This window comes from Cetobacterium sp. (genome assembly GCF_977044495.1).
The window spans coordinates 1-17,199 of sequence record NZ_CDRRQU010000047.1 but is presented as its reverse complement, the minus strand read 5'-3'; the positions used below and the strand labels follow the sequence as shown (position 1 = coordinate 17,199).

General features: G+C 30.3%; 15 protein-coding genes. 6 read left to right on the top strand and 9 right to left on the bottom strand.

Features of this window, described 5'->3' with window-relative positions; genetic code table 11:
• Positions 1–152: 152 nt before the first annotated feature.
• Genes ACWI69_RS10160 through ACWI69_RS10150 form a run of 3 tightly spaced genes read right to left on the bottom strand, consistent with a single transcriptional unit; the run spans position 153 to position 2,509 of the window.
• The gene (locus ACWI69_RS10160) at positions 153–680 is read right to left on the bottom strand and encodes an alpha-hydroxy-acid oxidizing protein (RefSeq protein ID WP_448821724.1); all 528 of its coding nucleotides are present in this window, start codon (positions 678–680) and stop codon (positions 153–155) included.
• Between the two features lie 12 nt (positions 681–692).
• Positions 693–1,433, bottom strand: a complete 741-nt coding sequence (locus tag ACWI69_RS10155; RefSeq protein ID WP_448821723.1) for a DUF368 domain-containing protein — start codon at positions 1,431–1,433, stop codon at positions 693–695.
• 20 nt (positions 1,434–1,453) lie between these two features.
• The gene (locus ACWI69_RS10150; RefSeq protein WP_448821722.1) at positions 1,454–2,509 is read right to left on the bottom strand and encodes a Mu transposase C-terminal domain-containing protein; all 1,056 of its coding nucleotides are present in this window, start codon (positions 2,507–2,509) and stop codon (positions 1,454–1,456) included.
• Between the two features lie 164 nt (positions 2,510–2,673).
• Between ACWI69_RS10150 and ptsG the strand changes: the two genes are divergently transcribed.
• Positions 2,674–4,149 carry a glucose-specific PTS transporter subunit IIBC gene (gene ptsG, locus ACWI69_RS10145; protein WP_448821721.1) on the top strand — a complete coding sequence of 492 codons (1,476 nt, stop codon included), beginning with the start codon at positions 2,674–2,676 and terminating at the stop codon, positions 4,147–4,149.
• Between the two features lie 23 nt (positions 4,150–4,172).
• Here ptsG and ACWI69_RS10140 read toward each other — a convergent pair whose 3' ends face one another.
• From ACWI69_RS10140 to polA, 5 genes are read right to left on the bottom strand one after another with little or no spacing between them, the layout of a single operon-like run.
• Positions 4,173–5,714, bottom strand: coding sequence for an Eco57I restriction-modification methylase domain-containing protein (locus tag ACWI69_RS10140; RefSeq protein WP_448821720.1), 1,542 nt, complete (start codon positions 5,712–5,714; stop codon positions 4,173–4,175).
• Complete coding sequence (locus tag ACWI69_RS10135) at positions 5,715–6,395, bottom strand: segregation and condensation protein A (protein WP_448821719.1); 681 nt, start codon at positions 6,393–6,395, stop codon at positions 5,715–5,717.
• Positions 6,370–7,329 carry a bifunctional riboflavin kinase/FAD synthetase gene (locus ACWI69_RS10130; protein ID WP_448821718.1) on the bottom strand — a complete coding sequence of 320 codons (960 nt, stop codon included), beginning with the start codon at positions 7,327–7,329 and terminating at the stop codon, positions 6,370–6,372. The genes ACWI69_RS10135 and ACWI69_RS10130 overlap by 26 nt, the downstream gene beginning before the upstream one ends.
• Before the next feature lie 10 nt (positions 7,330–7,339).
• Positions 7,340–8,242, bottom strand: coding sequence for a DNA-binding protein WhiA (gene whiA, locus ACWI69_RS10125; protein ID WP_448821717.1), 903 nt, complete (start codon positions 8,240–8,242; stop codon positions 7,340–7,342).
• Between the two features lie 9 nt (positions 8,243–8,251).
• A complete protein-coding gene (gene polA, locus ACWI69_RS10120; RefSeq protein ID WP_448821716.1) occupies positions 8,252–10,921 on the bottom strand; it encodes a DNA polymerase I in 2,670 nt (889 codons plus the stop codon).
• A 148-nt stretch (positions 10,922–11,069) separates the two neighbouring features.
• Here polA and ACWI69_RS10115 point away from each other — a divergent pair, with 148 nt between their 5' ends.
• Together ACWI69_RS10115 and ACWI69_RS10110 are read left to right on the top strand one after the other, a co-directional pair.
• Positions 11,070–11,495, top strand: a complete 426-nt coding sequence (locus ACWI69_RS10115) for a single-stranded DNA-binding protein (protein ID WP_448821715.1) — start codon at positions 11,070–11,072, stop codon at positions 11,493–11,495.
• Positions 11,496–11,627: 132 nt separating this feature from the next.
• A complete protein-coding gene (locus tag ACWI69_RS10110; protein WP_448821714.1) occupies positions 11,628–12,971 on the top strand; it encodes an MATE family efflux transporter in 1,344 nt (447 codons plus the stop codon).
• 64 nt (positions 12,972–13,035) lie between these two features.
• Here ACWI69_RS10110 and ACWI69_RS10105 read toward each other — a convergent pair whose 3' ends face one another.
• On the bottom strand, positions 13,036–13,878 hold the full coding sequence (locus ACWI69_RS10105; RefSeq protein WP_448821713.1) for a WYL domain-containing protein: 843 nt from the start codon (positions 13,876–13,878) through the stop codon (positions 13,036–13,038).
• Between the two features lie 112 nt (positions 13,879–13,990).
• Here ACWI69_RS10105 and ACWI69_RS10100 point away from each other — a divergent pair, with 112 nt between their 5' ends.
• The 3 genes from ACWI69_RS10100 (at position 13,991) to ACWI69_RS10090 (ending at position 17,062) form a co-directional block, all read left to right on the top strand.
• Complete coding sequence (locus ACWI69_RS10100; RefSeq protein ID WP_448821712.1) at positions 13,991–14,785, top strand: MurR/RpiR family transcriptional regulator; 795 nt, start codon at positions 13,991–13,993, stop codon at positions 14,783–14,785.
• 126 nt (positions 14,786–14,911) lie between these two features.
• Positions 14,912–16,405: a PTS transporter subunit EIIC gene (locus ACWI69_RS10095; RefSeq protein ID WP_448821711.1), complete on the top strand. Its 1,494-nt coding sequence runs from the start codon at positions 14,912–14,914 to the stop codon at positions 16,403–16,405.
• A gap of 9 nt (positions 16,406–16,414) precedes the next feature.
• Positions 16,415–17,062 carry an N-acetylmannosamine-6-phosphate 2-epimerase gene (locus tag ACWI69_RS10090; protein WP_448821710.1) on the top strand — a complete coding sequence of 216 codons (648 nt, stop codon included), beginning with the start codon at positions 16,415–16,417 and terminating at the stop codon, positions 17,060–17,062.
• Positions 17,063–17,199: the final 137 nt, after the last annotated feature.

Genomic DNA, 17,199 nt, shown 5'->3' with positions numbered 1-17,199 from the left:
ATTTGGATATACACTTAGTCTTTTTCTAAAATCTTCTTCTGAAGCTGCTTCTGCTTTTGGAAAACATTTTGCTTCCACTTCAGTAATTGCTTGCAAATCTTGTATAGTTGCATTTCTTATGTTCATAATAATTTCTCCTTATTTTTCAATAGTTACGGAAGTAATTTTCCTTCAAGATAACTGTATTTTAAATATTGTGGATTACTATAATATACAGATGAATTAAAATTTGAAATTTCTTCACTAATAAATGAACTATATACTTTTTTTATTGCCTCAATCCCCATTTGAAAGCAATTCGGGTCTCCAGTATCTCCAATCATAGCTATAGTTCCAGCATCAATTGCACCAAAAACAATATCATTGGAGTATTCTTCATCACTCACATACCCACCCATATTGAATTTTGTTCCAGTTATAGGAGCAACCATAGCTGGAAATGAAAGTTCCTCTCCCAAAAAATTGCATTTCAATTGCGGATTAGTTACATTGTGTAAAGTCCTCATCGCTATTTTTACATCTTTTAATTTTTCATAAGCTCTTTGAAAACTTCCACCAGTAACCGCACCACCCATTCCAGGAACTTTTCCTGCACACCATCGCCCATTACACTCAGGACACAGTACACAAAACTCTTTCATCCTTTCTTTTGCATTTTTCTTAATCTCTTTTATGTCCACCTTTTTCCTCCCTCAAAATAATTTTTCTACTATTTGGATCAGCGAAACTACTATGATACCCACAATAAAATTCAATGTATAACTTCTATATTTATTTAAAAGTACATTTATTCCTTTAGCAACTAATATTAAACCTATTGCTGTCCCCGTCGCAAAAAAACTTAATGGCAATATATTAAAACTTTTAATATACCCCAATACGTTATAGTATTCTCCCATTATCATCAGCAATAAAGAACCGGAAATCCCCGGTATAACCATAGCTCCTGCTGCTACTATCCCACAAAAAAATAATTTTATCCCATAGGATAGTGTAAATATAGATGTTGCTGTTCTTGTAACCTCTTCACCTACAAGTATTTTAGTTACATATATAAAAATTGCTGTGCATACAACTCCGCCCAAAAAAGCTAAGATATTATCTTTTTTTAGAAATTTCTCTCCTTTTAAAACAAGCGGAATTGATGGAAGTATCAAAATTAAAAAAACTATTGTTGTCCATCTGGGATATAAAGTGTACAATTTAGAAATAACTCCTGCGAATACAATGATTCCAACTACTGCTCCCAATCCTATTTGTGATAAAAATTTTGCATATTCTATCTTTTTTTCTATCGGAGCTGTCAAAAAATTTCCAACTGCTTCTGTCAACTTATCATAAACATTTAGTACTACTGCTAATGTCCCTCCCGAAACACCCGGTAAAACATTTGCAACTCCTATTATTATTCCTTTTAAAAAATTTTTTAACATGTCCACTCCTAGTATTTTTATTATTTTATTATTTCAGCCTTACCAATAAATATACCTTTTATATAGATGTCAACTTTCTCGATTGAAAATTCATTATAAAATACATCTACAATATCCCCTTCTCTATCCCTTAAGGTGATACTACCATATATGTTGTTTTTTACTCTAACTCCACTGTTATAAACTTTTCTTTTATATTTATGTAAAAAGTACAAAAGTTTAATTCCATCATCTTCACTTACTCTCTCTGTCTTATTTTCCTCTATAAATAAATATTTTTTTATAAATAGCGAAATGTCCTCAACATCTTTAGGTTTTTTTTTATTAAACTCTTTTAAAATATCTGTATCTATGTATCTGATAAAACCCAACATATTTTCATCTGCTTCCTCTTGAATTAAATTGATTTTAGTTTGAAAAAATATTGTTCTCAACAAATTTTTAGTAACTCCTTGAATTCTCTCATCTAAAGATATATTTTTGGGATAAGCCCCTTCTATTATAATACTTTTTTGGATAAAATTAAATAATTTTATAAGCTCTCTTTTCTCTTCTTCAAAGATAAAATTTATAATTTTATAATTCTCTTTGTTATAAAAAATTGTTAAATAAAAAATTTTGTTTTTATTATCGAAAAAAGGAATCGGTACAGCTTTTTGCACAATAGCATATTCAAATACTTTATCCTTTTTCACAGATTTTAACGAATTTTCTTTAATATTTTCATCTAAATTATTTATTATTCTAAAAAAAGTTGGATAGCTTATCATGCTGTTATAGGAATTGAGAGTGTTCTTAGCTTTCTCATACAGTTTCGTCACCGGTAGTGCGTGATACTCTTTATATAAGTTTTTTAAATAATCCATCACATCATCATTTACTTTCTTAAAAGTATTTTTATCTATTCTAGTTTTCTTTATTAATCCTTTTTCACCCAAATCTCTATACTGACTTACCCATCTTTTTAATGTGGCGTAAGAAATTTGTGTCTCTTCTTCTATTTCTTTTAACTTCTTTTCCTTTTTAAAAAAGGGTTCAAGTATCCTGTATTTCCTATTCTTTTCATCCTCTTTCATAGATATTTCTACTCCCTTTTAACCTCTTTTGTTAAATTATAGCACAAATGATGCGTAAAAAAAAGGCTCATTTATTTCGATAATTTTCTTGACTTTTTTTAAAATAAAATGTATTCTTTTAGTGAATTAAATAATCTTTATTATCAATCTTATGGAGGAGTTTTATGAAAATATTTGCTGAAGTTCAAAAAATCGGTAAAGCTTTGATGACACCAGTTGCAATTTTACCAGCTGCTGGTATATTTCTTGCTGCTGGAAATAAGTTAGGAATACCTTTAATGGAGCAGGCCGGAGGAATAATATTTGGTAATTTACCACTTTTATTTGCTGTTGGAGCCGCTATTGGTCTAGTGGGTGGAGATGGTATCGCTGCCCTTGCAGCTATTGTTGCACTTTTAATTATGAATACTACTATGGGAACACTTACAGATGCTGCTAATGGTATTGCCGCTGGAAACCCAGCTTTCGCAGAAGTTTTGGGGATACCTACGCTTCAAACTGGAGTTTTTGGAGGTCTTATCGCTGGTATTATTGCCGCTATTTGTTATAAAAAATTCTATAAGACAGAGTTGCCTTCATTTTTAGGATTTTTTGCTGGAAAAAGACTTGTTCCTATTATGACTGCAGTATTTGCTTTTTTAGTTGGTTTAGCTATGCCATACATTTGGCAACCAGTTCAAGCAGGACTTGCTCAACTTTCTTACTTAGCTAATGAGACAAATACTAATATCTCTACTTTATTATTCGGAATTACAGAAAGGGCTTTAATTCCATTCGGATTACACCACATCTTCTATGCACCTTTCTGGTATCAATTTGGAGAATACACAAACAACGCTGGGCAAGTTGTTAATGGAGATCAAGCTATTTGGTTTGCAATGTTGAAAGATGGAGTTCATTCATTCTCATCAACTACATATTCTGGAGCTGGTAAATTCTTAACTGGTAAGTTCCCATTTATGATGTTTGGATTACCTGCTGCCGCTCTTGCAATGTATCATGAAGCAAGAAATGAAAATAAAAAGATAGCCGCTGGAATTTTATTTTCTGCTGCCCTTACTTCTTTTCTAACTGGAATAACTGAGCCTTTAGAATTCTCATTCCTATTCGTTGCTCCAATATTATATGGAATCCACTGTATTTTCGCTGGGTTATCATTTATGCTAATGAATATGTTTGGCGTTAGAATTGGTATGACATTCTCTGGTGGAGTTATTGACTACATCATGTTTGGTGTTCTTCCTGGAACTGAAGGATTTAAAACTAACTGGCCAATGGTTATCGTTGTAGGATTGGGATTCTCTGTAATATATTATTTTGGATTTAGATTTTTCATTAGAAAATTCAACTTAGCTACTCCTGGAAGAGAAGTTGGGGCTGAAGTAGATGATCAACCTAAAGCTGAAGGTGGAGAGTTAGCTACTCTTACTCTTGCTGCTTTAGGAGGAAAACAAAACGTTATCTCTGTTGATGCTTGTATAACTAGGCTAAGACTTGAAGTTAAAGATACTGCCCTTGTAAATGAAACAGAATTGAAAAGACTTGGAGCTTCTGGAGTTTTAAAAGTTGGTCAAAATGGAGTTCAAGCAATATTTGGTGCTAAGGCTCAGTTTATAGCAAACGATATCAAAGCTTTATAACAAACAAAAATATGAGTGGAAAGTTAACTCTCTCCACTCATATTTTTTATATCCATTATTTTATTAAAATAACTATCAATCTCATTTTGAGTATCTTCAGTGTAATTCTCCAATTGCCTTTTTACTAAATTTTCAATATACTTCAACTCCTCCTTATCTGTAGGATAATATAGAGGTGATTCTTTCAAAGGCGTCGAATAAAACTCTAAATTTTTTCCTTTCTTCTTTCCTACATAATTGAACCACAAAAAGAAAATTTTTGAATTTAAGTATCCTAAAATATAATATAAGTTTATATTTTCTATTTTTGCAGTTAAATAGTAAATATCTGCACTTCCATAAAACTCTTTCTCTGTATATGCGAAATTATTTGTTTTACACCTTTGCCTGACAACAATTTTAGGTCTTAAAAAAATTTCTTCATCTCTAGCCCATTGTAGTTCCCACCAATTTATTCTATTGTTTATAACTTCTCTTCGCTTAGAAAGTTTATTTTTATACTTCAATAAATAATCCATAACTTTTTCATCCAACTCAGACTTACCAGTTAAATACATAATCCAAAATGGTGGCTTTTTTGATATTTCATATTTCCCTATATCTCGGTTTTTATAAAAAGGTTTCAAATATTTTTTAAATTCTTCTCTGTATTCATCAAAAACAAAAACTTTATCAGCACCACTCACTATTCCTTGATTAACATTTACTAAATCACCTAAAAGCACATTGCTTTTATCTCTAATTTTTTTTATATTTTCTTTCCAAAATGGTGGTATCAAAACAAGTTTAGTGTGTTCATCTGTAAAAATACTCTCTTGTTCAATAGAATATTCAATCCCATCATCATTCACGCACACAACCAAATTTTGTTTATTTTTTTGCCAATAAAAAATTATATTATGCTGCCCTATAGCATCTTTAAAAATTGAATAGCTATAATTTTCCAATCGAAAAAAACTTCCTTCCAACCTTAACTTCTCTCTTATACCTTCTGCACTGTCAGCCTTCAGCCAATAATTAGTAGTTAAATATACTAGAATTCCATTATCTTTTAATATGTCTATCCCTTTATCAATAAAAAAATAGAAATAATCCATTTTAGGTTTATAGTATTTCTTCCCAAAATCGGTTTCCTTTATAGTTTGAAAAATCTCTTTATGATTTTTTTCTCCTAAATATGGCGGATTCCCTATTACAATATCATATTTTTCTTCTATTTTTTCATACAAAGAATCACAATTCTTTATATTCAATTTTCCATATATCCCATATTTAAAGAAAAGAGCCTCAGCTCTTTTTTCCAATAGTTTTAGTGCATTCATATCCACATCAAAACCTGTTATCCAATTTTCACTATATCGGTATATTCCAAAAATTTCTTTAGAAATCTTTAATAACTCCTCCAACAATGCCAATAAAAGATTTCCAGAGCCACACGATATGTCAATTATTTTTATATCCATTATATTCTCTTTTGAATTACTCTCTAAATATTTATTTAGAGCAATTTTTCCCATACTAAAAGCATATTTTTCTGGCGTGTATATCTTATAATTGTATTCCACTTAATCCCTCCTAAAGAGCTTTAAGTTTCCTTCACCCTCTATTAAAATAATTCCATCTCTATACAAATCTAAAATTGCTAAAAATATATATACTAAATGTGTTCTGTTCTCCGCTCGTCTAAAAAGTTCTATCACTTCTTTTTCCGAAGAGTATAAAATAACTTTTATTCGATCCATTTCTTCCTTTAAGGAGTATCTTTTTTCAACTTCAATCTCCAAAATTTCATCATCTTTTGGTAAATATTTCATGTAGCTATTAAATATATCTTGAAGCTTTAGAGTAGTTAAATCAAACTCTTTAGGAATATTTTTAGTTATTTTTCTTCCCTCCTTTCTGGTATAAGAGATATTGTATTCACACTCTATCTCCGATATCTTTTGAGCAACCTCTTTGAAAACTTTATAATCTTCTAGTCTTCTTTTCAAATCCTTTTCTCTTTCCTCTTCTTTTTCAACACTAAGAATGGATATTGCTTTTATCTCTAAAAGTTCAGAAGCAATCTCTAAAAACTCTACCTTTATACTCAGGCTATCACTTTGTGCTTTTTCTATAAATTGAAGATATTCATCTATTATTTGAGATATTTTTATCTCAGATATTTTCATTTTCTTCTTCTCTATAAGATGTAACAATAGGTCTAAAGGTCCTTCAAAATTATCTATTTTTAATACAATCTCCATCTTCTCTTACCTTAACCTTTTCCTTCCAATTTAGAACGTCATTTTTTATTGTTTCCTTTAACTCTTCCATTGAATTAAATCTTTTCTCTTGTCTCAAAAATTCCATTAGAGAAACATATATCCTTTTTCCATATATATCTCTATCAAAATTTAATATATGAACTTCAATGCTTCTTTCGTTTGGCTTTAACGTGGGATTTTTCCCTATATTAATAACTGCATGGTGCCACCCTTGTTCACCCTCTACTTTAACTCTTCCCCCATATATACCAAAAGGTGGATATATTTTATTCAATATTTTTAAGTTTGCTGTGGGAAAACCCATTATTCTTCCCAATTTTCTTCCGTGAACAACTTCACCAATAATTAAAAATGGTTGTCCCAAACATCTATTTGCTATGTCTAAATTTCCAGTTGCTAACATCTCTCGTATAAATGTCGAGCTTATAATTTGCTCCTTAATTTTCACAGGCTCTATTATATTGACAAAAATTTTATACTGTCTTCCCAGTTGCTTTAGATTATCAACCGTTCCTTTTCCACCTTTTCCAAAAGAAAAATTAAATCCCACATATATCTCTTTAGTATTCAATAATTTTGCTAAAACTCTTTCTACAAATACCTGAGGAGTCATATTAGAAAATTCTTGAGTGAATGGCTGAAGTATCAAGTAGTCTACACCCAAAGATTCTATTATATGAATTTTTTCTTCCAAAGAGCTAATTAATTTTGGTGCCTTTATTCTATTTGTTATTTCCATTGGATGATTTAAAAAAGTAAATACAACTGACTCTCCACCTGTTTTTCTAGCTTTTTCTACAGCTTTAGAAATTAGCTCTCTATGTCCCATATGAATTCCATCAAAAGCACCAATAGCAATGTATGTACTTTTAAATTTTTCTTTAGTTAGCAAAATATCTTCTATTATTTTCATTGTACTCCCCTTATGCTTCTCTTTCTTTTTCTAAAAGTTCATTATGTATTTCTTCCAATCTTCTAAATCTATTCCTAATTCCAGATTTAGATATTCCTATCATCTCTGCTAACTCTTGTAATGACGCTTCTGGATTTTCCAATCTCAAGAACGCTATCTCTTCTAAAACTGGGCTCAACTCATTTAATCCAATTTTATGTCCAATGTAGTTTATCATCTTCACTTGTTTTCTAGCTGTATCTAAAGTTTTCGTTTCGTTGGCAACTTCCCAATTCATCTCTCTAATAGTTTTATTTTTTAAATCTTTTATCATAGTTGTCTCTTCATAATTATAAAACTCTTTCATTGAGCCGATTAAAACTATTATATCCATAATATCTTCTGCGTTTCTCATATACACAAGTGGTTTATTCCTTTTTACTGTTTTATAGACTCTTTTTTCAAGTTTCAATAAAAGATTATATAATTCATCTGCTAACTCGTCACTATCCACAAAAAAATCCAAGGCATACTCTTTTTCAGGAGACTTTATATAACCACAACCTAAAAACATTCCCCTTATAAATCCTCTCTCAATCCCTTCATCTACTCTCTCCCCTGTGGATGTGTAAGTCTTTAAATTTTCTATAAATTTTTTTATTCCGGGTTGTGATGGAATCGTTATCACATAGGCATTGTGTTCTCCAAATTTTTTACTTTTAGAAAACTTTATGAAAATCTTCAAATTAGTTAACTCTTTTAACATAAAATAAACTCGTTCCGCTATCTCTTTATTTTCTAATTTTAGCTCTATGCTAGCCTCATTTATAGCATGTTTTAATAAGAGTATCGCTCTTATTTCTGCATATTTTTCATCTTCACTTAAATCACAACGATGAAGTATTTCATTTTTAACTTTATAAGTATACGACACAATCTCCTCCTACTTTGTTTCAGCCCAGTTCTGTCCTATAGAGCTATTCACTTCCAATTTAACTTTAGAAAATTGAATACTTTCCCTCATTATTTTTTCTATTTTTTCTTTGTATTCTAAAACCTTTTCTTTTTCTACTTCAAATATCAACTCGTCATGAACTTGAAGCAACATATGTATATCCTCTTTATCTTTCAATACCTCATATAAATCTATCATAACTTTTTTTAAAACTTCAGCAGCAGTTCCCTGAATTACTGTATTTACAGCCATTCTCTCAGCCTGATTTTTTATAACTCTATTTTTTGAATTAATTCCATCTATTATTCTTTTTCTTTTGAAATATGTTTCAACATATCCATGCTCTTCAGCATATTCTATTATCTCTTTCTCTAAATGTTTAACTGCTGGATATTGTTCAAAATATCTCGTAATATAATCCGAAGCTTCCTTTGGAGTTATTTTTAATTCTTGAGATAATCCAAAAGCTGTTTTTCCATATATTATACTAAAATTTACTATTTTAGCAGCATCTCTTTGCTCCCTTGTCACTAAGGCATCCTCTGGTAAATCAAATATTTTTCTAGCTGTCAAACTATGCAAATCCAGATTTTTAGAATACGCCTCTATCAAATTTCTATCCTGCGATATTTCAGCTAAAACTCTTAGTTCGATTTGAGAGTAATCTATTCCTAATAACACTGACCCATCTTTGGCTATAAATCCAGCCCTTATTTTCATTCCCTCTTCCGTTCTCACTGGAATATTTTGAAGATTTGGATCTGATGACGACAATCTTCCTGTTGCCGTCCCCGTTTGATTAAAAGTTGTATGTAGTCTATTATTTTTATCAACCATTTTAGGAAGTGGATCCACATAAGTAGATTTTAATTTACTCAACTTTCTAAATTCTAGAATTGATCTTGCTATTTCATACCCTTGTTCAGCCAATTTTTCTAAAACCTCACTATCTGTTGAAAACCCTGTTTTAGTTTTCTTCACAGGAGGAATGTTTAGATTAATAAATAAGATCTCTCCTAACTGTTTCGGAGAGTTAATATTAAATTCTCCTTCCGCTTCCTCATATATTTTTTTTGTTAGCTCATCTAGTCTTTTCTCTAATTCTAAACTATATTTGGCAAAATATTCTGGTGATATCTTGATTCCCTCAATTTCCATATCGGCTAAAACTCTAATTAGTGGCATTTCTGTTTCTTTTAAAACATTGCATAGATTATTATTTTGTAATTCCTTTACAAGCTCAGGGTAAGCAATAAGGATTCCTCTTGTTCTTTTTGTTAGAAATTTCCCGTAATCTTCAACTGAAATATCCTCTATTTTTGTTTTTGCAAAAATTTCACTGTACTTTTCTATATCTTCATCTAAAACATTTCTCAACATGACTTCAATTTCTTCTCTAGTTTGAGATGTCAGTAGATGGTAAGCCAACATTGTATCAAATTCCATATTTTTTACAGAATAACCATTTCTCAAAAAATTTTTAAATCCATAAGATATAAATTTACTATTTGAATTCAAAGCCTCTTTAAAATACTTTTTACTCTCTACATCCTTCAATGGTAAAAAATAATCCTTATTTTTTAGAGATGCTGCCGCACCTTTCTCTCCTAGATATATTGCTATCTCACTATCTGAATCCCCTAATATCTCCTTTATTCTGAATCCTTCTAGTATAAAAAAATCTTTCTCTTCAAGTATCTCAGGAGTTCCTTGAAAATTAAATAGTCCTAATTGCATGCTATTCTGTGGAGTTTGTTGAACTACTGTTTGATTTTGAGTATCTTCCAAGTTCATCTTTTTTATTAAAGATTTGAATTCTAATGTTTTAAAAAGCTCTAAAAGCTTTCTATCATCTCTTTTATACTCTAACTCACTTTCTCTTATATCCAAATCTAATAATTCAATTGTGGCCAACTCACGACTTAAAAAAGCTAACTCCTTATCTTCAATTAAATTATTAATCAACGATTTTCCTATTCCGGGAAGTTCTGTCAAAGAGTCTATATTTTCATAAATACCCTCTAAACTTCCATATTTCTCTAGCATTGGGATAGCTTTCTTAGAACCAATTTTTCTTACCCCTGGAATTCCATCACTCGTATCTCCAATTAATCCAAATAAATCCGGAATCATTTTCGGCTTAACTCCAATCTGCTCTATAACATCTTCTTCCGTGGACAATATTTTCAATCCCCCACCATCCCCTTTACCTAAGAGTGCTATATTCACATACGAATCTAATATTTGAGACAAATCTTTATCTCCAGTTACTATATAAGACTCTATACCTTTCGCTCCTAACTCTTTTGCTAAACTTCCTAACACGTCATCCGCTTCACACCCCTCTATTTTGAATTTCTTTATTCCAAAACAATCTAAAAGCTCTTCTATTCTAGGTATTTGAGCGATTAAATCCTCTGGTGCTGAGTCTCTTTGGGCTTTGTATTCCTTATATATCTCACTTCTCTTTAAAGTAGCTCTTTTTACATCAAAAGCAGCTCCTATATAATCGGGATTTAATTGATTTATAATACTCATAAGAGTATTAACAAATCCATATACCGCTCCTGTTGGTTCGTTTTTAGTTCTAAAATTCAAATTTCCATAAAAAGCTCTATACATTATTGCACTTACATCTAGCAAAACCGCTTTCTTCATTTTTTTCCCCTTTCTGCAATTTTAATTTTTCATATTATTATACCATATTCAATAACTTAGTTAAAAAAATTATTTTATAAATAAATATTATTTTTTTTGTTTTTCTGTTATAATCTTTGTGTATAAACTAAAATAATAGGAGGTATTTATGAATCTAGTCGTATTAATTGGACGTTTAACTAGAGATCCAGAACTTAAATTTGGTCAAAGTGGAAAGGCATACTCAAGATTTAGTTTAGCAGTTGATAGACCTTTTTCTAAGGGAGAAGCTGACTTTATAAACTGTGTTGCTTTTGGAAAAACAGCTGAACTTATTGGTGAATACTTAAGAAAAGGTAGAAAAGTTGCTGTTAATGGTAGACTCCAAATGAATAGATACGAGGTAAACGGAGAAAAAAGAACAACTTATGACGTACTTGTTGAAAGCATGGAATTTGTTGAAGGAAGAGGAGAATCATCTACACCATCCGATTTTGCCCCAACACCATCTTACTCAGCCCCTAAAGTTGTTGAGCACCCTTCTAATGATGATTTTGGTGGATCATCTTTTGATGAAGATGAGTTTCCATTTTAATAGTTAATATTATTTTACTCTATAATTTATAAAGCTATTTTTCTTTTTTAGAAAGATAGCTTTTTTTATATATCAATTTTAAGCTTTTTCATATATAATAACCTTTAGAAATAAATTTTTGGAGGGATTATTTTGGAACAAGTTCGCTCTTTATATAAAGAGAATAAAAGTGAAGTTTTATCTATTCTCACTATTGCTTTACCTACTATAGTAGATATGTTTGTACAGACATTACTGGGATTTTTTGATTTGATTATGGTGGGAAGACTAGGTCCAGAGGCTATTGCTTCCGTTGGTTTGGGGACTGCCCCTATTTTAACTGTTATTCCTATATTTTTTGCAATCAGCGTTGGAACTACAGCTATGGTTAGTCGTGCATTTGGAGCTAGAAACTATGAAGAAGCTAAAGAGGGTATGAGTCAAAGCTTAATTTTGGGAATTCCTGCAGCTTTTATCGTAACCTTTGCCTTTGTTGTCTTCGGTAAAAATATTCTTGAAATTATTAGTAAAAACCAACCAATTACTGAAGCTTTGAGTTATTTAAAAGTAATTTCTTTAGGAATTCCTTTTTTATGTTTTAATATAATCTTTTCATATGGATTTAGATCTATTAATAAGGCTAAAATTCCAATGATAAATAATACAATCAGTATTTTTTTAAATATATTTCTCAACTACATTTTTATTTTTGTCTTAAATCTCGGTGTTTTTGGAGCCGGAATAGCTACAACTATGTCCAGAGGAATTGTCACACTTATATTTTCTTTTTTAATAATATATAAAAAAAATTATTGTATAGCATTGACCACAAAAGATTTTAAAATAAATAAAGATATCTGTAAACGACTTTTAAAAGTAGGTTTACCCTCGGCTGGAGAGCAGGGATTATTTAGAATTGGTATGTTAATTTTTGAAGCTATGGTTATAAATTTAGGCACACTACAATATGCTGCACACAAAATTGCTTTAACTGCAGAGTCTTTCTCTTTTAATTTAGGATTTGGCTTTTCTGTGGCTGGAACTGCGCTTGTTGGACAATATTTGGGAGCAAAAGAATATCAAGAAGCTAAAAAAGCTGGTTATTTAAATATGTTTTTAGCTATAAGTGTTATGACTGCATTTGGTTTTATTTTTATGATTTCACCAAAATTTGTAATTTCAATGTTTACAAAAGATCAAGCTATAGTTCCCATGGCAAGCTCCGCTCTTAGAATTGTTTCTATTGCTCAACCAATCTTAGCTGTCTCCATGGTTTTAAGTGGAGCTTTAAGAGGAGCTGGAGATACTAGATCCGTCCTATGGATTACATCTGTTGGTATGTTTTTTGTTAGAATACCACTTACTTATCTATTTTTATATATATTTAATTTTGGCTTAAATGGTGCTTGGTTAGTGATGATTTTAGACTTAACTTACCGTGGTCTAGCGTGCCTATATAGATTTAAACAAGGGAAATGGAGATATATTGAGGTATAGAGACTAAAACATATTAAGTCTATAAATGAATAAAGAGGCAACTTTATCAAAAGTTCCCTCTTTTTTATTCTTGATATTTAATCCAAGCCTTTTTATATTTTTCTTTAAACCACGCTCTTAAATCTTGAGGTTCTAGTACCTCTACTTCATCTAAAAAAAAGCTGAAGTATCTTTTGGCTTTCTCTTGTGAACACTCCAAAATATATTTATCTCCGTCAATTTTTATCACCTGTGGTCTATTGGTCTCTATCTCATTAAACATTTTTTGTCCAACCATTGTTAATTTAATTTCAATATATTGTCCAAAAGATATAAATGGATCGAAATTATCTTTCATTTTATCTACAAATTTTTTGTCTCTTAATTTAAAAGAAAGATTTTTTATATAAATTGATTTTATATACTTAATCTTATAGTTTCTCCACTTTGATTCCCTTAAATTATAGCAAAATAGATAATTCATAACCTCTAATTTAGAACTTTCAATTAAATATGGTTCAACTTCAATTTTTTTTTCATCCCGAAAAACTATTCTTATTATTTTTTTTTCTTTTATCGAATGATTTATTCTTTCAACTATTTCCCTAAATAGAAAACATTCTCTCTTTTTTTTGCTTTGACTAGCGTATTCAATCAAAATCTCTCTAAAAAATTCCGATTCATTTTGAATATTATTTTCCTCTAAATAGTTGTAATATCCTTCTAAATTTTTTTTATTTAGATTGAATTGAATAATAGAAGTTTCTTCTTTGTACGTGTATAGATTTTTTTTTCTTCTATCCTCTTTTATTTTTTCTGCATATATATAATTTAATAACGTGTTTTTCTTTATAAAAAACTCTTCTGTATCATTTTCTAAAATTTCAGCTATTTTTTTTGGTAATGTTATCCTTATCTTTTTTTCCATATTTTACTCCAATGAAGTTCTTGTTTTAATTATTATATCATGAAAATAGCTATTTTTTTATAAATTTATTTATGATATAGTTATAATAATAAATATTCTAGGAGGTCTTAATTTGGATATCATATATGAAATAAAGCAAAAATATAGTAGTTTCTCTCAAAAAGAAAAGAACATAGCTGATTATATACTAAAACATAAGGATAATATCGAAAATATATCAATTACTAACCTCTCAAAAGTTACGGGTGCCTCTACCTCTACAATCACTAGATTTTCTAAAAAAATTAATTGTGATAGTTTTGTTCAAATGAAAATTAAATTAAATATTCCTTTTAACAATTCTCCATCTAAAGAAAATGAACTTTTTTCAGCTGTTCACAACTACTATACTGAAGTTATAGAAAAAACTAATCGTCTGATTAACAAAAAATTAATTTTAAAAGTCGTAGAAGAGATTAAAAAAGCTAAAAAAATCTATATCTATGGAGTTGGAAGTTCTGGACTCACTGCCCTTGAGTTTATGCAAAGACTTTTAAGAATGGGATTTAATGTTTCAAGTATTACTGATTCTCATATGATGATTATAAATAGTGCTATCGTTGCAAAGGATGATCTTGTTATTGGAATCTCTATCTCTGGTGAAACGAAAGAAATTATAGATTCCTTGAGGATTTCCCAGAAGAATGGTGCTCATACAATTGGAGTTACAAGTTTTCCTAATAGTTCCATTAAAAATTTTTCCCACGATTTAATTTCAATCTATGCCTCAGATTTTATTCACAAAAGAGATTTTATAAATACCCAATTTTCAACTATGTATCTTTTTGATTTAATATCTACAATCCTTCTATCTAACAAAGAGTTAAGAAAAAAAATGCAATTGACAGTAGAAGCAATCTTAAAGTAAATAACCTAATGACTGTTTTTTATTGTAATTTTTGCATTTATATGATATATTCGTACTATAATTACTGAAAATTATTTTCATATTAAATATACATTATGAAAATAATTTGTGCAACAGGAGGTTACTATGTTTAAAAATTTACAAAAAATTGGTAAATCATTTATGCTCCCAATAGCAATTTTACCAGCCGCTGGATTACTTTTAGGGATTGGTGGAGCTCTTTCTAACGCAAATACTATCAATGCCTATCCTTTTTTAAATATCCCTATTTTACAGGGTATCTTACAAGTTATGTCCGCTTCTGGAGAAGTTATCTTTGCCAATCTAGCTCTCATTATGTGTATTGGACTCGCTATTGGATTGGCTAAAAAAGATAAAGGAACAGCTGGTTTAGCTGGTGCTGTGGCATTTTTAGTTATGAATGCTTCTATTAAAGGATTAATCACAGCGTTTAAACCTGAAATCGGAGCCATTGATACGGGTGTTGTCGGAGCTATTGTTATAGGTTCTTTAGTGGCTTATTTACATAATAAATATAGCAATATTAAACTTCCTGCCGTTCTTGGTTTCTTTGGTGGATCTAGATTCGTTCCTATTGTTTCTTCTTTCGCGGCAATTGGAATTGGTATAATATTTTTCTTAACATGGCCAACATTCCAAGGCTGGTTGACTTCTGCAGGAAAATCTATAGCTAGTCTAGGAATATTCGGAACTTTTCTTTATGGTTTTCTTTTGAGATTGAGCGGAGCTGTTGGGCTACATCACATGATCTATCCCTTATTCTGGTATACAGAACTTGGTGGAACTGCTCAAGTTGCAGAAAAAACAATTGTTGGAGCTCAAAATATTTTTTTCGCCCAACTGGCTGACCCTAATCATACTGGTCTATTTACTGAAGGAACTAGATTCTTCGCCGGACGTTTTGCCACTATGATGTTTGGGTTACCAGCTGCTTGTTTAGCTATGTATCATTGTACACCTATAAATAAGAGAAAACTCGTTGGTGGTTTATTCTTAGGAGCTGCTATTACATCTTTTATAACAGGAATCACCGAACCTATTGAGTTTATGTTCTTGTTTGTTGCTCCTTGGTTATATGGAGTTCACGCATTTTTTGATGGCTTATCTTTTCTTGTAGCCGACTTATTAAACATCTCTATTGGAAACACATTCTCTGGAGGATTAATCGATTTTACACTTTTTGGTGTTTTACAGGGTAATGAAGCCACTAATTGGATATATGTTCTAATAATTGGAACTTTCTGGTTTGCCTTATATTATTTCTCTTTTGTATTTTTAATTAAACGTTTCAACATTCCTACTCCCGGTAGAGAAGGGGATGATGAAGAGATTAGAATAGTTACTAAAGATTCTCTATTTGAAACATCAAAAGAAGTTTTATCTGCCCTTGGTGAAAAAGAAAATATAGATGACATTGATGCATGTATAACAAGACTTAGAGTTTCTGTTAAAGATGTCTCAAAAGTTGATAAAGCTAAATTAAAAACTCTTGGAGCAACTGGAGTTTTAGAAGTTCAAGGCGGTATTCAGGCTATTTTTGGAGCAATGGCTGATCCTATTAAACAAAAAATTAATGAAATTATAGAAAGTAATAACTAGGAGGATTTTATGAAAAGAGGTCTTATTGTGTCATGTCAAGCATTGGAAAACGAACCTTTACACAGTTCATTTATAATGGGAAGAATGGCTATTGCTGCCCAGATGGGGGGAGCTGTTGGAATTAGAGCAAATGGAGTTGAAGATATTCTGGAAATAAAAAAAGTTGTTGATTTACCGATTATTGGTATTATAAAAAAAGATTATCAAGATTTGATTTCATATATCACTCCAACAGAGAAAGAATTAGACGCCCTTATTGCTACTAATATTGATGTAATAGCTCTTGATGCTACTATCAACGCTGATTTAGAACTTTTAAAGTCTCTAAAAATTAAATATCCAAACCAGAAATTTATGGCTGATATCTCAACAGTTGAAGAAGGAATTCGCGCAGAAAAATTGGGATTTGACTATATTGGAACAACCCTAGTTGGATATACTGAACAATCCAAAGGTTTAAATAATTTTGATGTTCTTAAAGAGTTGATATTCAAATGTAAAACTCCTATAATTGCAGAAGGAAATTTCGATACTCCAGAAAAAGCAAAACTGGCAATGGAATTGGGATCTTACGCTGTTGTCGTTGGAGGAGCTATCACTAGGCCTCAGCTTATTACTAAAAAGTTTGCTGATGAATTAAATAAAGTTAATTTTTAACAAATAAAAAGAGAGTGTTTAACTCTTTGTGTAAACCTCAGTAATTTTTCTAGATTAATAGATTTAATATTTTTTACTTTTAATACTAATATTTTCTTTAGAATAATACGAATTTAACTCGGCGTCAGGGTTTTTCT

Excerpts from the sequence above, each read along its gene's own strand:
- ACWI69_RS10155 (WP_448821723.1), bottom strand. The coding sequence starts at position 1,433 with ATGTTAAAAAATTTTTTAAAAGGAATAATAATAGGAGTTGCAAATGTT.
- ACWI69_RS10150 (WP_448821722.1), bottom strand. The coding sequence starts at position 2,509 with ATGAAAGAGGATGAAAAGAATAGGAAATACAGGATACTTGAACCCTTT.
- ptsG (WP_448821721.1), top strand. The coding sequence starts at position 2,674 with ATGAAAATATTTGCTGAAGTTCAAAAAATCGGTAAAGCTTTGATGACA.
- ACWI69_RS10135 (WP_448821719.1), bottom strand. The coding sequence starts at position 6,395 with ATGGAGATTGTATTAAAAATAGATAATTTTGAAGGACCTTTAGACCTA.
- ACWI69_RS10130 (WP_448821718.1), bottom strand. The coding sequence starts at position 7,329 with ATGAAAATAATAGAAGATATTTTGCTAACTAAAGAAAAATTTAAAAGT.
- polA (WP_448821716.1), bottom strand. The coding sequence starts at position 10,921 with ATGAAGAAAGCGGTTTTGCTAGATGTAAGTGCAATAATGTATAGAGCT.
- ACWI69_RS10115 (WP_448821715.1), top strand. The coding sequence starts at position 11,070 with ATGAATCTAGTCGTATTAATTGGACGTTTAACTAGAGATCCAGAACTT.
- ACWI69_RS10105 (WP_448821713.1), bottom strand. The coding sequence starts at position 13,878 with ATGGAAAAAAAGATAAGGATAACATTACCAAAAAAAATAGCTGAAATT.
- ACWI69_RS10095 (WP_448821711.1), top strand. The coding sequence starts at position 14,912 with ATGTTTAAAAATTTACAAAAAATTGGTAAATCATTTATGCTCCCAATA.
- ACWI69_RS10090 (WP_448821710.1), top strand. The coding sequence starts at position 16,415 with ATGAAAAGAGGTCTTATTGTGTCATGTCAAGCATTGGAAAACGAACCT.